Genomic DNA, 17,022 nt, shown 5'->3' on the forward strand with positions numbered 1-17,022 from the left:
GCGGGATCCCGGTGCAGATACGATGGCTCAAGGCCGTGCGGGCCCATTTTGACGTCACAATCATGATCGTCCCGCACGGCCGTTCGCATGCTCAGGCCGGGATGTCAGCTATCGCGCACCACGTCGTTACCGGAGACGAGCAACGTAAGAACTGTGACAAAACGGAAGTGTAACTGTAGTACTGGGCGCAGAGCATGAAAGACGTGCTGATCGGAGTCTGCGACCTGGTTAGGGCGGTCCAACCCGAGGGCCCGTAGCCCTGACCCGAAGCCAGGCGTTGGATATCCACTCCAAGCTAAATCCGCATGCTCACTTTTATCAAGACCAGGATACACCTTCCACTCATTCGGTCTTCGAGAACTATCTGCAGTTCGCGTCCGACTTCGTCGTACCCTTCGCATTCAACGCCGGCGAGCGGGACTGCGCGTGGTCAGGCTCCAAGTAAAGGTCTCAGTCGAGTAAAGGTCACGGCATGATGACCAAGATTTCAGACCTGTTCACCGGGAATGTCCGACTAGCCAGCCACCGCGTGAATCATTACGTTCGCTCTATCGTTACCTACCACTGATACAGGTAAAGCTTCGTTTTGAAGATACCAGCCTGCCATAGGTAGTCAAACTGTCACGGCACTACGAATTGGGGCGAGCAAGAGAAACAGCAACAGCTCGAGAAAAAATGTATCCCGAAGGAACGTCAACGGCAATAAGTAACTTGAATCGCCCTCCAGTCTTGGAGCAGACGCACACCACTGGCTCTTTCCTGAGGGATGCGCGTTCATTTTCTTTCGGCCTGAGGTATATCTCAATGGAAACCGTATGAGGATATTTGCACATCGGGCACTGCTCGACAGAGAAGGACTCTCTATTTCTCCCCATGCGTAAACCTACTTCGCACTCACAACCGGAAGCGTACTCTCATCATCTGAGTATACATCCTCAGGGGGCCCCCAAATTTCCTGAGCTTCCTGTGCCATTCTTTCAATTGAAAGGACAGCCGAACGCTGCGCTTCGTAAGCGTGCCTCAGCTGCTCAGCTTTCTGCTCTTGTACATGCAAAGGAGGAAGCGGGGGGAGCGGAAAATCAAGAAGCCTCTCCACACTATCCAAGCGCGTTCGGTTGCTTGTTCCTGTAGCAAATCCAAGAAGCATTTCTTGTGCTGCTTTAGTACGTAGCAGAATCTGCACATAGTCTGGGATTACTGCCACACCCTCCTTAGGTCGGTACGAGTACATTTCCTTGCTCATGACCAAACCGTTAACTTCTTCGCCAGCTACTGCCACCGCACCATTCACCAAGTCGATACTTGAAAGGACTAGGTCACCCTTCTGCACAACCCAAAGGTCACGCGGGGAGTAAGAAACAGAAGCCCGACCCTTAAATGAGATTGTCCCAGTTCGCGTGGCTACAGCAAAGTCATATTCGCCGGTCCGAGATGCTGGTGGAGAAACTCGAGGGCTTACCTCAAAAATATCGCCAAAACGAATCAGTTCACCGTGCTTCGCCAGCAGTTCATCTTTTCGTTGTTGCAGGCGAGCATGATAAAAGTCAAGACGCTCAGAAATATCCTCGCCTGGAGGGCGGACAAAAAATACGGTTGAGTGTCCAGGAATAGATTGGACAGACTGGGTTACTTCATCGATTCGAAAATATCGACCTTGATAACCTCGAATTACCTCTTCCCGGAAGTATCGATAGAAATCCCGGATTTGAGGAAGATCATTTCCTATCCATTTTCCAACCGCATTATAACCAACTCTCTCTGCATGAGAGTAAAAGACAGGCTCTCGTTGTTCGAGGTTAGTGTCAGGCTTCTTGACAAGGTACAAAATCGAGGTCTTTGCATCCGTGTGCGCCAGGTATTTAAAAGCATCACGGGAGAGACTAATGACAGCCTTAACGAAGAAATTTCTTCGAATGAAAGATCGGACGTCTTTATACTCTGAGGTATTAAGTACAGCTTCGTCCACAACGATCGCAGCTCGACCGCCAGACCACTCGATTGGTCCCCCTGGCCAGCGCTCTTTTTTCAAGTATCGCGCGATAGCACCAATAAAAAGCGCACCCCCCTTCATGGTGCGACCGCGAGGCTGCCGCGTTATATCATTCTGGGCAATCTTTACTCGAAGATCCGCGATCTGCTCATTAAGGGTATCGAGCTTCTTTGAGTACCTGCTGACTGCTGATCGCGACTTCGGAGTAGGATCCTGCATCAATTCTGATATTTTGGAATGAACTTCCTCTCTCTTCTCAACAAGAGAGGCTAGTTGCTTCTCTTCGATTGTCTCAAGAGGCACAACACCGAGCCACTCATAGAAATCCTCGGCTCGACATGGCAACGATTGTGATTGCGCCGTACGTTCCCATTCTGATTCCGCAACTAGATAATCTGTATCACCTAGAGGTGGATTCGTAAGGACAACGTCAAGCGACCCGTCAACACCTTTTTTAGTCCTTGGAAAAATAGCAGATTGCCCCAGAGTGAGACCATTTGCAGAAATAATCCCTGACTTACCATCGCCATGGATGAACATATTCATCTTGGCGATAGTTGCAACCCATTCATCAATATCTGATCCGAGGAGCTGCTTCTGGCGAATGGACTGCTGCGTCTTATAGTGATGCTGACTTCCTTCGTCAGAGTCATCCAACATAACTTCCATAGCGGAAATAAGGAAACGCCCAGTCCCGACAGCAGGATCCATCACATGATCAGACCACCGAAGATCGACGATCTCAGTGCAGAAGTCTACGACCTGCTGAGGCGTAAAGAATTGGCCAACCCTCGTGTCCTTGTCTCCGCGTCGCGCTAGCGTTTCGAAGACAGCACCCAAGATATCAACCCTGCCAGCATGGAAATCATATTCATCGAAGACAGGTAGGATTAGAGTCTCAACCAACTCATCTGTAAGCTTATGATGAAGAAAATTCTCTGAGTGATAATTCTGAAGAAGCCCCGCCTCTTTTAGGGCATCCTCTTCAGCTATTTCGTGCAGCAGAAATTCGACTAGTCGATTCTGGTAATCTCGACGAATACTCCTCGCCACATTTTCTTTCCAAGCAGAAAACCCATCCAGGGTGAAGCGATTTACCTTACCAGTTCGACGCTGAGAGCGCTCTTCAAAAAGCCGCAGGAATGCGAGATAAACAAGGCTTATGTTTGCGTTATTTCCCGTGATGCCATGAGAACGAAATTTGTCTTCGACGCGTTCAAGAGATTTCTTGAGATTCCGTTCCCGCAGGGCATCAAACTCTTGCGCCTCTTCTTCGAGTTCGCTCGCAAGTTCATTATCCTCGGGGAACAGAGTGGACTGCACCAGCTGACGCGCACGAGCATCGTCAACTGCAGTATCCCATCGCTCAAACAGATCAACGAAGCGGCTACTCGGATACAACCCTGGATCTGAACTAATGAGCTTATCAAGCATAAGCTGCATCGCTTCAAAATCCAAGGCAACGATCCTACCGGGCTTCCCTTCCCTCTCGTTGCTACGATTATACAAATCGCGAAAGTTCATGCTCATTCGAGCAGAAGTCGAAGGAGAGACATAGAGAAGTCCGTATTTATCAAATTTCCGCTTCGCGGCTTCTCTGTTAAGGTGATCCGTTACAGCAGCAAATTCTCCGTCTGCCGCAGAACCTTTACGCTTCGTCACCTCGACAAGGATAAGATGGCTGTTTTCCGCATCACGGATTTCGATATCAGGCTTTCCTCCTGGAGAATGGCGCGCCCCCGAACTGGAGCCATGGTGAATGATCTGGCAACCACGCGGCTCCAGAGCCAGACGAAGGTCAGCCGCGATTCGCTGTTCCAATTCCAGCGAGGCATCAAGGTCATCGTACCTACTAGCCATAGCTACTAGCCGTCTCCTCCCAAGTACACTCAGCCCTGCCGATAGCCCAGGGTTGTTGTGTACTACTGATGGTTTACCCCTCTCCCAGCATCCACAGCATGACCTTGAACTAGACCGTCGCTGTCTGGCCCATCTAGGCCCCGGACGTGCTTGAGATTAGAGGAATATGTAGCTTATACGAGGGATAGGCATCTCACACTGCGCGATTCTGATCACGCTATGAGTATGCCCATGGCATCTTATCTTACCGCAGCGAAGAGAGTCCGCCGAACTAACGACTACACACGAGAGGTGTGAGACCGAACCAGCAGTAGCCTCGTTTGAGCAACCATTGTCTGTTTAGTAGGGGTAGCAGACAAGACCGCAAGCTCTGTCACAGACGTCCCGGTAGAGACACTGACTCGGCCAACCGAGGCCCTCGCTCCTACCCTCCGGGCACGGCGGTGCACCCGTGAGGGTGCACCACGCTGTCCAAGGGCGTGCACCCTCCGGGTGCACGGCACCCAGCAGAACCCGGGACAACGCGGCACAACCGGGAAACCACCTCCCTCACTACCTGCGGATTCTCGTGTTTCCGCAGGTCAGGGCACTCTCCCACCACAGTTCAAGTCCCGTCACTCACCCCAGAGGCGAAAGCCCCTGACCAGCGCAAACGCGCAATGGTCAGGGGCTCTCGCGCGTCCGGGGGTGCACCGGCGGGTGTACGGGGTAAAGATCTGGCTGGTGAGTGGGCACCACTCCCCGTCACTTCCTCCCGGGCCGGATGGAGTGCTCCGATCCCGGGCGGTGTCGGCCCACGGCCTTCCTGACCAGGGCGGCGATGGCCTTCTCCGTTTCCTCACCCAACCCGCTGACGGCGAACGAGGTGGGCCACAGGCCGCTGTCGTCGTCGAGGTCGGCCTCCGGAGTGAACCCGAACGTCGAATAGCGCTCCTTGTCGGCGCTCCCGCTGCGGAAGAAGCACACGACCTTCCCCTTCCTGGCGTAGGCGGGTTGTCCGTACCAGAGCTTCGGTGCCAACCCGGGGGCGTTCGCGGTCACGATGGCGTGGACGCGCTCGGCCACCGCGCGGTCCGCCGCCTCCATCTCCTGGATCTTCGACAGCACGTCGAGTTCCTCGGCGGCCCTCTTGTTACCGCGGCCGCGTTCCACCTCCGTCCTGAGCTCCGCGGCACGCTCCTTCATGGCGGATCGCTCCTGTTCGGAGAAACCTCCCGCGTTGCCGCTCTCGTCACCGGACCTCGTGCTCATCGGCGGCACTCCCGTTCTTGATCGGTGTGGGGCGCTCCCCACCCTGGCCTGTCCGGGTGGGCGGCGCTTCTCGATTCCTGACCGCTACCAGGATGGCCGCCGGGGCGGTGAGCGGGGGACTTCCGGTACCGCAGGCGCCTGCAAGGAGGCGACGGCGTACCGCGCGGGCGGGCCGGACGTCCACCGGTCGGCAGGGCTGCGGTGCCGCCCCCGGAGCGGTCAGGAGTCGAGGAGCACGGAGGCTATGGCCGTACCTACCGTGAGGGGCATGGACACAGCCCTTCGCCACCCCCTCTCCCATGGCCGGGAGCTGCGGCCGTTCCGGCCTACGGCCGCGACGGGCGCGGCCCCCGGACCCGCGACGGCGCCGGTGGGAAGGACATCCCCCCGACCGCCCTCGAGCCGACCGGTCGGTGACGCGCCCTGATCGTGTCGTGTACATCGACCATCCCGTCCGTATCGGCCACACCGCCCGCAACGCCCACCACGGCGCCCTCCACCGTGCCAGTCGGCCTGACCGCACGAAGGAGCCACACACATGACTCTCACGATCGACACCGTCACCCTGGGAGTACCGGAGACGGAGGCCGCGTACCGTTTCTGCGAGTCCGCGCTCTCACCCGCGACGCCCGACGACCGCGGCCGGCGCTCCGGTCCGGACCTGCACGGCACCGGTGGCTGGCCGTGCGCCGGATCGACGCACTCGCCGCCGACCTCGGCACGGACCCGGCGTCCTCGGGATTTCGCGGCTACCTCCTGTCGTCGATCGTGAGTGGACCAAGCGGGGTCGAGGCGCTCCTCAAGGCGGCCGCTGCCAACGGGGCGACGGTCGTCAGGTCGGCGAAGAAGCGGCTCTTCGGTGAGTTCACCGCCGTCTATCTCGGCGTCGCCGAGCCGAAGGCGTCCAAGGCCTTCTACGAGAAGCTGGGGATGCGCGCCGAGCACGACTACGGTGACAAGTTCATCGACTTCACCGCCGCCGACGGTGTGTTCCGGCTGGATCTGCTGCCACGCAGAGGACTCGCGCGGGGCGCCGGTGTGGGGACGGCAAGGGCTTCTCCGCTGTCGTGCTGACCCATACCGCCGCCTCCCGCGACGACGTCGACGCGCTCCTGGCCGCCGCGGACTCCGCCGGGGGGCGGGTCGCCGCCGCCACGGGAGAGACCGACCAGGGCGGCTACGCCGGGTACTTCGACGATCCCGACGGGCACAGATCACCGCGCACGTGTGACCGGCCTCCTCCGCCGTGTTCGGGTCGGGGCCCCGCCGCGTGCCGGTTCGGGGAGAGCGTGCGTGAGCAGCCGCCGTACCCCTCGGTGCGGGCCTGCGGTCTGGGATCCTCCCACGTGGTGTCCGTGCGCACAGGCCTTTCCGGGCCGCGGTTTCCGGCGGCAGCGCCCCCGCCGGGCTCTGCCGCCGGTGTGTCCGGCATCGGGGACGAACCCCTCTCTCGTCGGCGCGCAACCGTACCGTCGCCGCGGTCGGCCACCGCACCCTGTGGCCGGTGCGGCGATGACACGGCTCCTCGGCCGCTTCCGGTCCCAGCCCGCCACTGGTGCTCCGGGAGCCGCCTGCCCGACCCCCTCGGGCCGCCGCCGACGCGGTTCCTCCGCCTGCCCGGATACCGCATCGGGAGAGAGGGGTGCCGTCGTCCGTCAACCGGTTCTCCTGGGCCGGTGAACCGGAGTGCGGTTCCCGGCCGGCGCGGTGGCCGGAGGCCCCCGGGCCCTGGGAGCCGTGGCCCCGTCCTGTCGCCGGCGGCCGCACGGAGCGATCGGGCTGCCGACCCGTTCCCCCCACTGGAAGCGGACCCGCTCACCCCCGCTCCGGAACAGGCCGGCGGCGACGAGGCCCTGGACACGGAGGTCGTCGGCTGTTCCATCCCCGGGGACGGTGCCGCCGGAAAGGCCGGGGCCTCCCGCGGACCGGTCCGGGGAAGGACCCGGCGAGCCCTCGTCCTGGGCGGCGGCGCGCTCACCGGAGGGCCCGGCACCCGCGGCACCGTCCCCGGAGCCCCCCGGAAGGCCGGTCGGAGCAGAGTCCGTGCCCGTGACCGCCGGTGTGCCGTGGTCGACCACCAGCACCGGCGGGGCGTCCTCGACGTCGAAGCGGCGCCAGGCCGCGCTCCCGGACTCGTCGCGTTCGGCGAGCCGCAGGTGGAGGTGCGGTTCTGCGTTGTCCACGGCCCACTGGTAGGCCTCGGTCACGTCGAACTCCACACCATCGCCCACGGGGCAGGCGGCCCGCCCGCCCCTGACCCTCCGGGTGTCGAGCAGGGCGCGGGCCGTGGGCTGGTCGTTCCACGTGGTCCCGGCGTCGAAGGGGTCGACCCGGTGCACCTGCAGGAAAGCGTCGCCGTCGCAGTCATAGGACCACACCGCCTCGGTGCGCAACACGGCGGAGTCCACGGCGGTTCCGGGTTCGAGCGAGACCGGGAAGCGGAACAGGGCCCTGCGGGTGTAGACACGGTCCCAGGCCAGGCGCCCTGTTCCCACACTGGCGGTCTCGGCTCCGTCGCGGGGCCGGTCGGGAAAGGCTCGGTCCACGTGGGTCCACAGGGAACTCTCCGCCTCGGTCCGAGCGCCGCCAGAGCGCACGGGGGCGGAAGAGCCGTCGTCGGCGGAGGTGGCCCCGGATCCGGTCGGGTCACGGGTTTCCCCCTCGGCCCGGGCGGTCCTGCCCGGTTCACCGCTCCGCTCCCGTGAGGCGTCACGCCCCCCGGAAACGGCCGTGCCGCCGGTGGCGGAGGGGGATTCCTCCGCGTCGGCTGCGGCGGGAGCGGCCACCCCCAGCGCAAGGGCCAGGGCGCAAGCCGCCGTCGCCCGGGACAGGGAACGACGCATGACGGGTGGTGCCTACACATTCCAGCGATGACCGAAAAGGAATCCGGTCGGGACGTCCATGTCCCGCTCCGATCGCAAGGAAGCTACCAAACCCCCAGAGCACCCCACAAACCCCATGGATATAAATACAGACCAAAACAATAATTACTACCACCAGAAACACAGTCACCACGCAAACCCACTCCACCCGGCCATACGCATTCGAACATACAGACGTTCTTTGTTCGGCGGCCATCAAATATCACTTCACGCCAGGCCGAAAATCAGCCCTTCCCGCAGAGCGGATACCCGTTCGCCACGACACCGCCCTTACACCGCCTTCGTTCGGACCGCACACTGCGGACGGCGGCAGCACCGGAACGCATGTTCAGCGAGAACGGTTCAGCCGACGCCACGAACGACATTGATCGCTTCTCCGAAGGGATGGCTGCGGAGGCCGGAGGCATGGGCCGGGGGAGGAGGGGTTTACGTCGATCTGGACGAGGGCGTGCGACGGACCGATGCCGCGCCGATCCCGGACCGGTTCCACCGGACCCCCGCGGTTCCTTGGGCCCGAAGGCACGAGGAGACCGTGAACGGTGAGGTCGTCGATGCCGGCGGGCGGGTTGCAGGAGGTCCCCACCACCATCGAGGCGTACGGAGGAGGCGCCGCGGGCCACGGCGACTGCGGCACCGGCCGAACGTAGGGCAACGAGGGACGGGTGACCGGGTGTGCCCCCGAAAAGCCTCCTCCCGGGGCACGGCACCGTGGTCGACGGGGGTCAGTGGTAGAAGCCGACGATCCCGTGGCCCCGCCCGGCCGCCGTCCGGATCCACTGCAGGACCGTGTGCACCGACTCGCGCATGGAGTAGTCCTCCAAGGCCTCCACCTGCTCAGCGGTCACGGCTCGCGCCCGCGACTCCGCCCGCCGCACGGCCTCCCTGCTCCACTCCTCACCATCCTCCCCGCCCATCCACAGGTCATCCATGCGCACCGCGCTCACACCCAGGTCCGCCAGCACCTTGTCCACTTCCTCGAACCACCAGAACCTCACCGGGCAGAAGGGGGCGTTGGGAAGGAAGCTCCCGTGGCGCTCGCACTGGCTCCGGTAGGGGGCCGGATCGTCGTGGGAGAGCCGGTCGAGGTCGACGCTGTAGGCCATCAGTCCTGAACTCATGCCGGGGAAGGTACTGGCCGCCCACGACAAAGCGGATACGGCGCTTCGTTCCGGACGCGGGCCCCGCCCGCAGTGGCCCCGCAGGTCCCTTCCCGGGCCGGACACGCCTGATGAACACCAGCCGCCACTGGCCGCCGGGACAGAGCCCGTGCGCTCTGCCGAGCGATCTCACCGTCCTCCGGGTGGAGCGGCGGCTCCCTGCCGTGGGCACGGGTCGCGTGGGCGATCCGGCTTGCGAGCCGGGGGATCGCCGTCTCCCCGATCGAGGCCGCGTCGTGGAACGCCCGCCCGGTCAGCTCACCGGGGCGAGGACGGTCTGGGCCAGCCCCCTCGGCCGAGCACTCCCCCGTCGAAGAAGAACAGCCGACCGGAGATGGTTTCTGTTCGAGGGAGTCCCTACGGTGCCGCGCGCCGCACTCATGAGCACCCCGGACAACCCTGAGCATCCGAACACCCCCGGAGCATCACCAGCTTCGGACATACTCCCGAACGCCGTTGTCCTCCCGTGCTGACGGCTCCCAAAGGCCTCTGTGTCCTCTCCAAGTCCCACACCCGATGAACCAGCCGGTCAATTCGTCTCAGCGATCGACAACGAAACCACGGCCGTCCCGAGAAAACGTTCATCGAGAAGCACGACTTGAGGTCATCTCTACCAGTAGGGGATGCCAGGCCAATGCGGTCTTCGCTCAACAGGGAGCCGTCCGTCTCGGCCTGTGGTGCACCTCAGGGGTGCACCACAGCGGCCGAGGGCGTGCACCCTCCGGGTGCACACCTCCCAGCGGAACGCGGGGCAACCCGGCGCAACCGAACGACCACCTCCCCCACTGCCTGCGACTTCTCGTGTCTTCGCAGGTCAGGGCACTCCCCACCCCAGTTCAAGCCCCGTCACTCACCCCAGGGGCGAAAGCCCCTGACCAGCGCAAACACGCAGCGGTCAGGGGTTTTCGCGCGTCCGGGGACGCACCGGCGGGTGCACGAACCCGGCCCCGGACCGGTACCGCCCCCCGCATCCACGGCGTCGACGGACGGCCCGGACATTCCTGCTGGCCTGTGCGAAGATCTTCGAGAACCCTCTCCGATTCCTTCGCTTTTGCGCCCGCCCCAGCGATGGTCCACGCATGGCAACCATCAACCAGCGCGCACCGGCCGACCACCACCGCGACCGGGACCTCCACCCGCTCCCCCGCTTCGGCCAGGCGAACCCGCGCGGGCTGCCGTTCACCGTCTGCGAGGCCGCCGTACGCGAGGACCCGCCACCGGCGTGAGCCGCCCGGTTCCCCGGCCCTCGTCACGGGCTCGGGGCCCCTGGAGGCCCGGGGTCAGGCGGCCCGGTGCACCACCCTGCCGTCAACGACGGTGAGCGCGACCGGGAGTTCGGCCAACTCGTCGGGGGAGACGGCGAGCGGATCCCCCGCGAACACGGTCAGGTCGGCGCGGGCGCCCTCCCGCACCGTCCCGGCACGGTCCTCCTCACCGGCGCCGTAGGCGGCCCACAGGGTGTACCCGGCCAGGGCCTGGTACGCGGTCAAGGCCTGTCCCGCCCCCACCGGAGCGCGGTCCGGCCGCCCCGCCGGGCGCCGCAGCCGGGCGCCCGCCATGACGAGACGCGGGTCGAAGTGCGCGATCGGCCAGTCCGAGCCGAGCGCGACACGGCCCCCGGCCGCGACGATGTCGCCGTAGCGCCAGGCGCGGACCCACCGCTCCGGGCCCACGCGCGCCGACCAGTTGTCGGTGTGGTCGGGCACCGTCCAGTCCATGTGGGTGGGGTGCATGGAGGCGACCACGTCCAGCGCGGCGAAGCGCGCCACGTCCTCGTCGCAGACCAGTTCGGCGTGTTCGATCCGGTGTCGGCCGCGGGCGGGCCCGCCGACGCGGGCGCAGGTGTCCAGGGCGTAGGAGACGGCCCGGTCACCGATGGCGTGGGTGAACGAGGGCAGCCCCAGCTCGGCGACGGCGCCGACCGCCTCGCGGTAGTCGCCGGGTTCGCGCCAGATCGGCCGGGTGCCCTCGCCGTGGCAGTCAGGGTGGTGGAGCCAGGCCGCGCCTCCGTCGATCGTTCCGTCGAGGAGGAACTTGACCGCACCGGTGCGCCATAGCCGTCCACCGCGTTCCCGCAGGTCGTGCAGCATCTCCAGGGTCTGGCGGGTTCGGCCGGGCAGGGCCCAGGGGGCGAGCAGGACGCGGGCGGTGAGCCGGTCCTGGTCGGAGAGCAGCTCCAGGGTCTCCAGGGTCTGCGGGGACAGGTCCAGGACGTGCAGTCCGGTGATCCCGCAGGCGTGCTGGGCACGCAGCCTCCGGGCCAGTTCCCTGGCCGCCTCGGCGGCGTCGATCGAGGGCAGCGCCTCCTGGGCCAGCAGGACCGCTGAGAGCTCGCGCAGGTATCCGGTGGGGCGGCCTTCGTCGTCGACGTCGACCTCGGAGTGGTCGGCGAACTCCACGGCGCCGGTGATCCCGGCGCGGCGCAGCCCCTCGGTGCTCAGCAGGGCGTTGTGGGCGTCGATCATGCTGAGCAGGGCGGGGCGTCCGCCCACCGCGGCGTCGATCGTCTCGCGGTGCGGCGTGCGCGGTGCGAAGGCGAGGTACTCGGTGCCGCGGGCCACGACCCAGGCGTGCTCGGGCAGGCCGGCGGCGTACTCCTCCAGGGTGCGGCACAGGTCGCCGAGGTCGGTGAGGCCCGTCAGGTCGACGCCGCGCTCCTGGGACAGGGCGATGAGCGGGTGCTGGTGGGAGTCGACCAGCCCCGGGGTGACCGTCAGGCCCCGCCCGTCGACCACCTCCGTGCGGCGGCCGGCGAGCGCGGCGACCTCCTGGTCGTCGCCGACGGCGGTGATGGTGCCGCCGGTGACGGCCAGCGCGCTGGCCCGGGGGCGGGCGGCGTCCATCGTGTGGACGGTGGCGCCGCGGACGATGAGGTCGGGGGCGGTCATGCGTATCCTCCCTTGCCCAGGCGCCGCACGACGAACCTGGTCAGTGCGACGTGGACGGCGGTGGTGACGGCGAAGGCCGGAAGCGAGGCGGTCAGGTACGGGAACACCGGCGCGTTGGCGTAGGTCACGGGGTTGAGCAGCAGCAGGTAGGTGAGCGCCCCGGCCGCCACGGAGGCGAAGGCCGCCGGGTTGACGCCCCGCCAGAACCCGTAGCGCGACTCGGGGTCCGCGGCGTACAGGTCGCGCAGGTGCAGGACGCGGCGGCGCAGCAGGTGGTAGTCGGCGAAGTAGACCGCGCACAGCGGCGCGAGGATGAGCGAGACCAGCGCCAGGAACCGGAAGAACAGGTCGTAGATCCCTCCGGGGAAGAACACCATGACGCCCGCGGGGACGAACAGTACCGCGGCCATCAGCGGCCAGGGCACCCGTTGCAGCGAACCGTGCAGGCGCTGGATCGCCAGGGCGCCCGAGTAGGTCTGACCCATGATGCTCGTGACGTTGGCGACGGCGACGAACAGCAGGGAGATCGCGCCCAGGACGACGCCGCCGACCGGAACCATCCAGGTGGTGGGGTCGCTGGACCCGAAGGCGAGCGCGGCGAGGGTGCCGACCAGGCCCGCAGCGACGCTGGCGCCGAACAGGCCGATGAGGTTGGGCCAGAAGGCGGCACGCGGTGTGGTGGTCAGCCGGGCCAGGTTGCCCATGATCGCCCACCAGGAGAAGCCCGTGGCGAGGCTGACCTCCAGCGCGTTGGTGTAGTCCAGCAGCGGCAGGCCGATCGGGTCGGGGGGTTCGAGGGCGGCCAACTGGGCCGGACCGTACTCGCGCAGGATCACCACCAGCATCAGCGCCGTGATGAACGCCAGGGCGGGGGCGATGAGCAGGTTGGTCCGGCCCAGCGACAGGGGACCGCGCAGCAACAGCAGCCAGGAGGCCAGGAGGGCCAGCAGGCAGAAGCCGATGACGACGGGGGAGTCCTCGCGCAGCGACGTGCCGAACACGGCGTTGCAGACGTTGGCCAGGGCGCGGCCGAACATGATGGCGAGGATGGCGTTCCAGGTGGCCAACAGGAACGGCATGAGCAGGAGCAGGAGCAGGAGCAGGCGTACGCCGTTGCGGCCGAAGACGCTGCGCAGGGCGCCGAACTGTTCGACGCCGTACTTGGCCGAGGGCAGGCAGACGGTGAGCGCCACCAGCACCACGCCGATGAGGTTGCCGACCACGGTGGTGGCGATGGCGGCCTTGGCTCCGACGAACAGGGCGATGCTGCCGCCGCCGAGGAAGGACCAGGTGGCGATCGCCAGTCCGACGTTCACGCTGGTGAAGCTCCAGAAACCCCAGACGCGTTCGCCGCGCAGCAGCGGCAGTCCCGCCAGGGGTGCGTCGGAGGCGGCGGGAGCCGTCGTCCGCTCGCTCATCACAGCCCCCACCACAGCAGGAGGGTGCTGAGCACCGGAACGGAGACGGCGATCACGAGCACGTCCGGCCGAGGGAGGTCGGCGTGGGCGGGGTCGTGGTATCCGGGGGACTCGATGGTCCGGATGCGGCGGTCGAGATCGTCCGCGAGGGCGTCATCACGCATGATGCGAGCCTCCAATGACTAACGTTGTTAGTTGATACGGCAGAGGGAACCGAGGCGGATGTGAACCCCTTCACACCACAAAGACCGAACAGGAGTGTGCCCTGGTGGGCGGACCGAAGCCGATCCTGACCCGCAGAGCGATCGCGGCCGCCGCCCTGGCCGTCATCGACGAGGAGGGCACCGCGACGCTGACCCTGCGGGAGGTCGCCCGGCGCCTGGAGGTCAAGGCCTCCTCCCTGTACAACCACGTCCGCTCCAAGGACGAGATCCTCGACCTGGTCACCGAACTGATCTCCTCGGACCTGGACCTGTCGGCCCTGGACCGGAACGACTGGAGGGAGGGGCTGCGCTCCTGCGCCTCCGGTTACCGCAGGGCGTTCCTGGCCCACCCCAACGCCACCGCCGAGATCGCCCGCCGTTCCGTGGAGACGCCCACGTCACTGCGGTACTACACGCGCGCCGTCGAGAGCCTGACCGCCGCGGGCTGGCCGCCCGAACGGGCGCTGGAGATCGTCATCTCGGTCGACTACATCGTCATGGGGTCCATCGTGAGCCCCTTCTCCACGGGCTTCGTCCGGGCCCCGGAGGACTACGGGCCCGAGCACGCGCCGCTGGCCGACGCGATCGCCAGGGTGGACCGCTCGGCCATCGACGACACCGCGTTCACCGAGGCCCTCTCCCACTACCTCGACGGGTTGGGCGATCCGCCGCGATAATCCCGGGGCGGGACGGGCCCACCCGGCCGCGTCCCGGGTGCGCACCCCGTGGCCAGGAGCACGCACACCTTCCAGCGGACACGGCACGACCGGCCGGGCACCGCGGGTTCAGTACTCCAGTTCGGGGCGCAGCGGGCCCCCCACCCGGTGCAGGTGCCGCAGTACCTCGGCGTAGGAGCGCACGACGCCCGTCTCGTGGTAGGCGATGCCGAACCGTTCGCAGGCCTCCCGGACCAGCGGCCGGGCCCGGCGCAGGTTGGGCCGGGGCATGGAGGGGAACAGGTGGTGTTCGATCTGGTAGTTCAGGCCGCCCAGGACCAGGTCGGTCAGCGGCCCGCCCCGCACGTTGCGGGAGGTCAGGACCTGACGGCGCAGGAACCCCGTCCTCGTCCCCTCCTCCAGGACGGGCATGCCCTTGTGGTTGGGGGCGAAGGAGCACCCCATGTAGAGGCCGAACAGGCCCTGGTGCACCAGGACGAAGCACAGAGCCTGGAGCGGGGTGAGGGTCAGCAGGAGGACGGTCAGGTAACCGCCGGTGTGCAGCGCCAGCAGCGCCCCCTCCGCGACCCGGGTCCGTGTCGGCAGGGAGGTGCTCCTCAGGATCCCGCGTACCGAGGCGACGCGCAGGTGGAAGGCCTCCAGGAGCAGCATCGGGAAGAACAGCCAGGCCTGGCTGCGGGCCAGCCACCGGCCCGGTCCCCGGCGGCGCCGCAGGGCCTGCTCCCGGCTGAAGGCCAGCGCGGCTCCGGCGATGTCGGGGTCCCGGCCCTCGTGGTTGGGGTGGGCGTGGTGGCGGTCGTGCTTGTCGACCCACCAGCCGAAGGCCAGCCCCACCAGCAGGTTGCCGTGGATCCGCCCGATGAGCGCGTTGGTCCGCTGGTTCTCGGCGATCTGTCCGTGCCCGGCGTCGTGGCCGATGAAGGCGGTCTGGGTGAAGAGCACCGCGAGCACCGCGGCCGTCACCAGCTGCCACCACGAGGGGCCGATCAGGACGAAGGCCGTCCAGGCCGCCAGGAGCAGGGACAGCGTGATGGTGATCCGGACCGCGTAGTGGCCCCGGCGCCGGCGCAGCAGCCCGTGCTCACTCACTGCCCGGGACAGGACCGCGAACTCGCTCCCCCTGCGCCGGGGCGTCTTCGGCCCGGAACCCGTGTCCTCAGTGCTGGTCATCGGCCGTCCCCTCTTCCGCCGCGCCTGTCCCGGGCCGCCCTCCGCCGTCCCGGACGGCGCCTCGGTGCGGGACGGGATCGGGCCTCAGCCGTGGAACGCGGGGAGCGGTGTCGGAGACGACGGGCGGGCGCTGGGTGCAACGGGCCATGAGCGTAGTACTCCACGATCCCCGGCCCGGGCGAGCCGCGCTCGCACCGGTCCGGCTGGGAGGCGTGAGCGCGATGAGCGCCGCACGTGTGCGGGAGACGGGCGGATCCTGGTGTGCCGTACCGCCCCGGCCCGGAGGGCCGGGCTCTCCCCGAACGGCTCGTCGTGCCCGTTCGCCCCCCCATCATACCCTCCCCCCTTCCGGGCGGGAAGGAACCGCGTCCGGGGCCGGCGGCGTACCGGCTCTGCGACCGCCCCTCCCCCGACACCGACCGATCGGCCCCCGACATGCGCGCCTACCTGTCCTTCCTCGGCACCAACCGACGCTGGTTCCTGGGCCGCTTCGCGCTCTTCGCGTTCTCCGCCCTCGGCCAGGCCTTCTTCGTCTCCCTGTTCTCCGCCCACATCCGCACCTCCATGGACCTGTCCCACGGGCCGTTCGGCGCCCTGTTCATGGTCGCGGCCCTGGCCGCCTACTGCGTGTCGGCGTCGGCCGTCCCGGTGTGGACCGTGGCGCGTGCGAGCCCGGCTGCGGAAGGAACGGGCACCGGCCGGATGAACCGCGCGACGCGAAAAACCACGAGGATTTACACCCTGTCTTCGGGAATAGGGTGGTATTTTCCGGACTGCCCTCCGGGGGGCCCGCGCCCCCTCGGGCGAAGCCGTGTTTTTCTGCGGACGGCGATATGCGCCCCGCCCGCCCGGAGCGGAGGGACCGGGGCGCGGCACCCCCGCGGAGGAGCTCGGCTTCCCCGGATGGAAGCGGATGGTTCTCGCAGGCCACGGACCCAGCGGACCCGCGGGGAATCCGCTGTGGGGACACGCGAAAATTCATTCTTCCCAGAGCTGGATCCGTGTGCTAAGTTTACTGAGTTGCAGTTGTGGTTCCCGCTTGAATCTTGTTGCGGATGCCGGCTCGGTAGTCGGTTCTCCTCCATGGTTATCTCCACTCGGGACATCACCGCGGTGGCGTCGGATCCCGTACAGCGCGGAATTCCTGAGAACAATGTGAGGAACATCATTATGGCTACTGGCACCGTCAAGTGGTTCAACAGCGAAAAGGGCTTCGGCTTCATCGAGCAGGACGGCGGCGGCGCCGACGTCTTCGCCCACTACTCCAACATCCGCTCCGAGGGCTACCGTGACCTCGCGGAGGGCCAGGCCGTGGAGTTCGACGCGACGCAGGGCCCCAAGGGCCTGCAGGCCGAGAACATCGTCCTGATCTAAGAGACTTCACCCGTGTACGGGGCCCGCTCCTGGCGAGTCGGGCCCCGTACCGCTTTTCTCCGACCGGCTGGCCTTCTGGCCGTCGCCCCATGCGACCGGCGCCAGCCGCCGCCCCCTCGGGCACTCCGTGTCCGGGCCGCGGGCACCCTTCC

At 66.1% G+C, this 17,022-nt stretch carries 12 protein-coding genes and 1 pseudogene; 5 read left to right on the forward strand and 8 right to left on the reverse strand.

Annotated elements, in window-relative coordinates; translation table 11 throughout:
• Nucleotides 1–883 precede the first annotated feature (883 nt).
• Together FYW95_RS10485 and FYW95_RS10490 are read right to left on the reverse strand one after the other, a co-directional pair.
• Nucleotides 884–3,850 (reverse strand): N-6 DNA methylase, encoded by a 2,967-nt coding sequence (locus FYW95_RS10485; protein WP_160050291.1) that lies wholly within the window; start codon nucleotides 3,848–3,850, stop codon nucleotides 884–886.
• A gap of 744 nt (nucleotides 3,851–4,594) precedes the next feature.
• Nucleotides 4,595–5,101 (reverse strand): DUF1801 domain-containing protein, encoded by a 507-nt coding sequence (locus tag FYW95_RS10490; RefSeq protein ID WP_160050292.1) that lies wholly within the window; start codon nucleotides 5,099–5,101, stop codon nucleotides 4,595–4,597.
• Between the two features lie 684 nt (nucleotides 5,102–5,785).
• Here FYW95_RS10490 and FYW95_RS10495 point away from each other — a divergent pair.
• Together FYW95_RS10495 and FYW95_RS28880 are read left to right on the forward strand one after the other, a co-directional pair.
• Complete coding sequence (locus FYW95_RS10495; protein ID WP_159944977.1) at nucleotides 5,786–6,175, forward strand: VOC family protein; 390 nt, start codon at nucleotides 5,786–5,788, stop codon at nucleotides 6,173–6,175.
• Nucleotides 6,169–6,255, forward strand: a pseudogene (locus FYW95_RS28880) (hypothetical protein); the annotation flags it as partial. The gene FYW95_RS10495 and the pseudogene FYW95_RS28880, both read left to right, overlap by 7 nt.
• A 501-nt stretch (nucleotides 6,256–6,756) precedes the next feature.
• Here the strand turns inward: FYW95_RS28880 and FYW95_RS10500 are convergent.
• Complete coding sequence (locus tag FYW95_RS10500) at nucleotides 6,757–7,647, reverse strand: DNRLRE domain-containing protein (protein ID WP_236568052.1); 891 nt, start codon at nucleotides 7,645–7,647, stop codon at nucleotides 6,757–6,759.
• A gap of 1,058 nt (nucleotides 7,648–8,705) precedes the next feature.
• Nucleotides 8,706–9,101 (reverse strand): DUF7691 family protein, encoded by a 396-nt coding sequence (locus FYW95_RS10505; RefSeq protein ID WP_236568051.1) that lies wholly within the window; start codon nucleotides 9,099–9,101, stop codon nucleotides 8,706–8,708.
• Between the two features lie 1,118 nt (nucleotides 9,102–10,219).
• Here FYW95_RS10505 and FYW95_RS10510 point away from each other — a divergent pair.
• Nucleotides 10,220–10,366 (forward strand): hypothetical protein, encoded by a 147-nt coding sequence (locus FYW95_RS10510; RefSeq protein ID WP_159944976.1) that lies wholly within the window; start codon nucleotides 10,220–10,222, stop codon nucleotides 10,364–10,366.
• Nucleotides 10,367–10,420: 54 nt separating this feature from the next.
• Here the strand turns inward: FYW95_RS10510 and FYW95_RS10515 are convergent, their stop codons facing one another.
• The 3 genes from FYW95_RS10515 to FYW95_RS27660 are packed head-to-tail and all read right to left on the reverse strand — an operon-like array spanning nucleotide 10,421 to nucleotide 13,610.
• Nucleotides 10,421–12,028 (reverse strand): amidohydrolase, encoded by a 1,608-nt coding sequence (locus FYW95_RS10515; protein WP_159944975.1) that lies wholly within the window; start codon nucleotides 12,026–12,028, stop codon nucleotides 10,421–10,423.
• Nucleotides 12,025–13,446, reverse strand: coding sequence for a cytosine permease (locus tag FYW95_RS10520; RefSeq protein ID WP_160050293.1), 1,422 nt, complete (start codon nucleotides 13,444–13,446; stop codon nucleotides 12,025–12,027). The genes FYW95_RS10515 and FYW95_RS10520 overlap by 4 nt, the downstream gene beginning before the upstream one ends.
• On the reverse strand, nucleotides 13,446–13,610 hold the full coding sequence (locus FYW95_RS27660) for a hypothetical protein (RefSeq protein ID WP_201294803.1): 165 nt from the start codon (nucleotides 13,608–13,610) through the stop codon (nucleotides 13,446–13,448). The genes FYW95_RS10520 and FYW95_RS27660 overlap by 1 nt, the downstream gene beginning before the upstream one ends.
• A 104-nt stretch (nucleotides 13,611–13,714) precedes the next feature.
• Here FYW95_RS27660 and FYW95_RS10525 point away from each other — a divergent pair, with 104 nt between their 5' ends.
• Nucleotides 13,715–14,326, forward strand: a complete 612-nt coding sequence (locus tag FYW95_RS10525) for a TetR/AcrR family transcriptional regulator (protein WP_236572161.1) — start codon at nucleotides 13,715–13,717, stop codon at nucleotides 14,324–14,326.
• A gap of 108 nt (nucleotides 14,327–14,434) precedes the next feature.
• On the opposite strand, the gene FYW95_RS10530 is transcribed toward FYW95_RS10525, so the two are convergent.
• Nucleotides 14,435–15,496: a fatty acid desaturase family protein gene (locus FYW95_RS10530; protein ID WP_159944973.1), complete on the reverse strand. Its 1,062-nt coding sequence runs from the start codon at nucleotides 15,494–15,496 to the stop codon at nucleotides 14,435–14,437.
• Nucleotides 15,497–16,666: 1,170 nt separating this feature from the next.
• Here FYW95_RS10530 and FYW95_RS10535 point away from each other — a divergent pair.
• Nucleotides 16,667–16,870, forward strand: coding sequence for a cold-shock protein (locus FYW95_RS10535; protein WP_159944972.1), 204 nt, complete (start codon nucleotides 16,667–16,669; stop codon nucleotides 16,868–16,870).
• The last annotated feature ends 152 nt before the right edge of the window (nucleotides 16,871–17,022 follow it).

This window comes from Nocardiopsis sp. FR4, from assembly GCF_009830945.1.
Classification (GTDB): Bacteria; Actinomycetota; Actinomycetes; order Streptosporangiales; family Streptosporangiaceae; genus Nocardiopsis.

Excerpts from the sequence above, each read along its gene's own strand:
- FYW95_RS10505 (WP_236568051.1), bottom strand. The coding sequence starts at position 9,101 with ATGAGTTCAGGACTGATGGCCTACAGCGTCGACCTCGACCGGCTCTCC.
- FYW95_RS10520 (WP_160050293.1), bottom strand. The coding sequence starts at position 13,446 with ATGAGCGAGCGGACGACGGCTCCCGCCGCCTCCGACGCACCCCTGGCG.
- FYW95_RS10485 (WP_160050291.1), bottom strand. The coding sequence starts at position 3,850 with ATGGCTAGTAGGTACGATGACCTTGATGCCTCGCTGGAATTGGAACAG.
- FYW95_RS10530 (WP_159944973.1), bottom strand. The coding sequence starts at position 15,496 with ATGACCAGCACTGAGGACACGGGTTCCGGGCCGAAGACGCCCCGGCGC.
- FYW95_RS10515 (WP_159944975.1), bottom strand. The coding sequence starts at position 12,028 with ATGACCGCCCCCGACCTCATCGTCCGCGGCGCCACCGTCCACACGATG.
- FYW95_RS10535 (WP_159944972.1), top strand. The coding sequence starts at position 16,667 with ATGGCTACTGGCACCGTCAAGTGGTTCAACAGCGAAAAGGGCTTCGGC.
- FYW95_RS10510 (WP_159944976.1), top strand. The coding sequence starts at position 10,220 with ATGGCAACCATCAACCAGCGCGCACCGGCCGACCACCACCGCGACCGG.
- FYW95_RS27660 (WP_201294803.1), bottom strand. The coding sequence starts at position 13,610 with ATGCGTGATGACGCCCTCGCGGACGATCTCGACCGCCGCATCCGGACC.
- FYW95_RS10490 (WP_160050292.1), bottom strand. The coding sequence starts at position 5,101 with ATGAGCACGAGGTCCGGTGACGAGAGCGGCAACGCGGGAGGTTTCTCC.